The 2,900-nt window shown below is 24.9% G+C and carries 3 protein-coding genes; all 3 read left to right on the top strand.

From position 1 onward, the window contains the following. Positions 1 to 29 precede the first annotated feature (29 nt). The 3 genes from J7G74_RS01885 (at position 30) to J7G74_RS01875 (ending at position 2,677) form a co-directional block, all read left to right on the top strand. On the top strand, positions 30 to 854 hold the full coding sequence (locus tag J7G74_RS01885; RefSeq protein WP_297131132.1) for an N-acetylmuramoyl-L-alanine amidase: 825 nt from the start codon (positions 30 to 32) through the stop codon (positions 852 to 854). Positions 855 to 1,088: 234 nt separating this feature from the next. Continuing rightward, complete coding sequence (locus J7G74_RS01880; RefSeq protein WP_272470889.1) at positions 1,089 to 1,574, top strand: Panacea domain-containing protein; 486 nt, start codon at positions 1,089 to 1,091, stop codon at positions 1,572 to 1,574. Positions 1,575 to 1,582: 8 nt separating this feature from the next. After that, positions 1,583 to 2,677: a hypothetical protein gene (locus J7G74_RS01875; RefSeq protein WP_272470890.1), complete on the top strand. Its 1,095-nt coding sequence runs from the start codon at positions 1,583 to 1,585 to the stop codon at positions 2,675 to 2,677. The last annotated feature ends 223 nt before the right edge of the window (positions 2,678 to 2,900 follow it).

Here is a 2,900-nt window from a genome sequence, read left to right as displayed (position 1 = left end):
TTAATTTATAAAAGAAAGGAATGATATTAATGAAAATAGCAGTTAGAGGAGGACATAACTATTTAGCAACTGGATGTGAAGGTCTTATAAATGAAGTAGTAGAGGATAGAAAAGTAAAAGATAGTGTAATTAAACATTTAAAGCAATTGGGATATACTGTATTAGATGTTACTCCAGGTAATATGGATAGAGATAGCGATCTAATATATGGAGTAAATAAAGCTAATAACTGGGGAGCAGATTTGTTTATATCTATTCACTTCAATAAAGCTTATAACAGTTACAATGGAGCAATAGGAACTGAAACGTGGGTTTATTCTGAATCAGATAATTATAATGATGAAGAATATGCAAAAAGAATAGTAGATAGTATAGGAGCTTTAGGATTTAAAAACAGAGGTGTAAAAACATCAATAGATTTATATGAGTTAAAGCATACAACAATGCCAAGTGTAATTGTAGAAGTATGCTTTGTAGAGGCAACAGAAGATGTAGCTTTATATAAAAGATTAGGTCCAGATGTTATAGGAAAGGTAATTGCAGAAGCAATATCAAACAGAAAAATATCAAATAGTAATAATAATATAGAAAAGGTGGAATATGATATGAAGAATTTAGTATGTTATTGTAATCAGGTAGATAAGAGAGCGGCAGAGTATCTAGCAGATTATTTACAATGTCCTTGTATAGATGCAACATTACCATTTAATTATGTAAATGTAGCAGAAAATATAATTGCAGTAGGTGGAAATGCTACTCCAATTGGGTTTAGTGGATATACTACTAAATATATAGCTGGAAAAGATAGATATGAAACATTAAAAGAAGTATTAAAGTTTATAGGTAAATTATAGTATTAAGGCTAGTAGGTGAGAAATTACTTACTAGCTTTTTTTATTTTAAATTATTTCCCAAAACTAGAATAGATAAAATTATTAAATATGCAACTTTTTTTTACTTATTTGTAAAATAAATTTCATATAAAGAAAATAATTTAGTAAGATTTTGCGTGATTTTTATTGGAATATTTCCCAAAACATGATAGTATAAACTTAAAGAATAGAATTATTCTTTAAGGAGGGATATCTATGAATAAGTATAATGCTTTAGATATTGCTAGATATACAATTAATTATTGTAATGAAAATGAGTTGCAGATAACTAATTTAAAATTACAAAAGGTATTATATTTTATACAGGCAGCATTTTTAACAATTAAAAATTCACCATGCTTTAATGAAGAAATTGAGGCTTGGGACTTTGGACCGGTTGTGCCAGAAGTTTATCATGAATTTAAAACTTATGGTGGAGGGAATATACCTTATATAGAAGAGTATATAGATTTTTCAAATGGTATATGGGAAGCTAACAAAGTAAAGTTTGATTATAAATTAATAGAAGATGATGATAGAGAGATTATAGAGGCTATGATAGATGAATGCTCTAAATATTCTGCAAGTAATCTTGTTAAGCTCACTCATGAGCAAGCGCCGTGGTTAAATTCATTTAGTAAGGGACGCAATAATATTATTTCTAAGGAATCTATTAAGGAGTATTTTGATAAGGAGACATAAAATTATAAATGAATGTTAAATTTGATTCGTTTTTTAATAAACCTAAGTCTATTACAAGAGAAAAGAGAGAGTCGATAAACGAAATAAAAAATATTACAAAAGATATTAGAAAAATGTGCATTATATTATCAGAAGACTCAAATGAATTTGATGAGAATAGTGTTAAAGAGTTTACTAAAATATTAGGAGCATATATAAAAAAATATAATAGAATATTATATGCCGTAATTAGTGATTATATATTTTCTTTGGATATTAAGCGTGTAGATACTATGATTACTAATCTAGATTCAGTTTTAGAGTTTGTATTATCTAATAAGTATGAGAATTATTTTAAAACAAGCTTCAAAGTAAGAGAATATAAAGATTATGAATTTTTAATATCTTTCATGAATGAGCAGGAAATAAAAGAGAAAATAGTTTCTGAAGAGGTTTCAAAAGTAAGAAAGTCTGTATTTAAAATTTATGATCATGTAAATTTAGCAAGATACCAATTGATAAAATTAAAGCAAGATGATGATGAGTTTAAAATAAAATTTACAGCTAATATTAAGGAAGTTAAATTAGATATTAATAAAGAATTGAATGATTTTATGAGTAATATGAATATTCAACTCATATCAATGATAGGTATTTTTACAGCGTTAGCTTTTTTAGTTTTTGGAGGAATAAACTCTTTAGATAATATATTCCAAGGAGCAAAAGAAATACCAATATTACAAATAATGATAATTGGTTCTATTTGGGGACTTTGTATAGGAAATTTAATTTTTGTATTTATGTTTTTTATTTCAAAAATGACAGGGAAAAATATAAAGTCATGTCAAAACGAAGAAAGTAATTTAATTCAAAAATATCCGCTAGTATTTTGGAGTAATTTAGTTATTACTACTATATTATTATTAAGTTTATGGTTATATTATATTAATAGTACCAATATAGGTGAGTGGTTTGTTGATATAAGTAACCAGTATCCATTTATATTTTTCACTGTTGGCTTTATTTTTATAATTATATTTTTTGTTATATCAGCCTTTATTATTATTAAAAAAAATAAAAAGACATATCTAAATAATAATGAATTTAAAAATATAGAAGGTTAATATAAAAAGCACCCAGAGTAATCTAGGTGCTTTTTGTATTAATAAAGATATAAATAGATATAAATAGAGATAAAAAATACATAAAATAAATTGACGCCAATTAAAGGAAGAAATATAATTAAATAGTAATACTTGTTAATTAATCTAATAGGATATACATATACCATTAATATAAACAATATAAATAAACTGGTTATTAACAAGCATTAAAAAATCTAATTTA

The organism is Terrisporobacter sp., assembly GCF_017888745.1.
In the GTDB taxonomy this organism is placed as follows: domain Bacteria; phylum Bacillota; class Clostridia; order Peptostreptococcales; family Peptostreptococcaceae; genus Terrisporobacter.
Note: the sequence above shows the minus strand (reverse complement) of the source record. Positions and strands in the feature narration are given on the sequence as shown.